This is a genomic window from Allobacillus halotolerans, assembly GCF_018967645.1.
GTDB classification, from domain to species: domain Bacteria; phylum Bacillota; class Bacilli; order Bacillales; family Alkalibacillaceae; genus Allobacillus; species Allobacillus halotolerans.
This window is the reverse complement of sequence record NZ_JAHLZF010000079.1, coordinates 1-719: the sequence shown is the minus strand read 5'-3', so window position 1 is coordinate 719 and position 719 is coordinate 1. Positions and strand designations below refer to the sequence as shown.

Here is a 719-nt window from a genome sequence, read left to right as displayed (position 1 = left end):
AACACAGAAGTTAAGCTCTCTAGCGCCGATGGTAGTTGGGGTTTTTCCCCTGCAAGAGTAGGACGTTGCCGGGCAATATACATAGCAAGTCACTGAATGTCATCTTTATAGATGATTGAATAAAATATAATTGGATTTATATTTTATTTTTTTGTATAATTGGAAGCTAGGAAGCAAGACAAGCACTGAGTAGGTTGAATAAAGTGTGTGTCATATAAATTTCTCTTATTAAATTCCAGCGTAGCTCAGTGGTAGAGCAGTTGGCTGTTAACCAATTGGTCGCAGGTTCGAATCCTGCCGCTGGAGCCATTGCTTCCTTAGCTCAGTCGGTAGAGCGCATCCATGGTAAGGATGAGGTCGCCGGTTCAAGTCCGGCAGGAAGCTTTTATGTAGAACATGGCCCGTTGGTCAAGTGGTTAAGACACCGCCCTTTCACGGCGGTAACACGGGTTCGAATCCCGTACGGGTCATATAATCGGAGGATTAGCTCAGCTGGGAGAGCACCTGCCTTACAAGCAGGGGGTCGCAGGTTCAAGTCCTGCATCCTCCACCATTTATGCCGGCCTAGCTCAACTGGTAGAGCAACTGACTTGTAATCAGTAGGTTGGGGGTTCAAGTCCTCTGGCCGGCACCATTTTAGACGGAGGGGTAGCGAAGTGGCTAAACGCGGCGGACTGTAAATCCGCTCCCTCAGGGTTCGGGAGTTCGAATCTCTCCCC

Annotated in this window: 5 tRNA genes; all 5 read left to right on the top strand. The window is 48.5% G+C overall.

Going from position 1 to position 719, the window contains the following annotated elements:
* The first annotated feature begins 234 nt into the window (after nucleotides 1-234).
* The 5 genes from KQ486_RS14170 to KQ486_RS14150 all read left to right on the top strand — a co-directional run bounded on the left by KQ486_RS14170 (nucleotide 235) and on the right by KQ486_RS14150 (nucleotide 634).
* A tRNA-Asn gene (locus KQ486_RS14170) sits at nucleotides 235-309 on the top strand.
* Nucleotides 310-311: 2 nt separating this feature from the next.
* Nucleotides 312-384 (top strand) — tRNA-Thr (locus tag KQ486_RS14165).
* A 14-nt stretch (nucleotides 385-398) separates the two neighbouring features.
* Nucleotides 399-470: transfer RNA gene (locus KQ486_RS14160), tRNA-Glu, on the top strand.
* A gap of 7 nt (nucleotides 471-477) precedes the next feature.
* Nucleotides 478-553: transfer RNA gene (locus KQ486_RS14155), tRNA-Val, on the top strand.
* 5 nt (nucleotides 554-558) lie between these two features.
* Nucleotides 559-634, top strand: a tRNA-Thr gene (locus KQ486_RS14150).
* The last annotated feature ends 85 nt before the right edge of the window (nucleotides 635-719 follow it).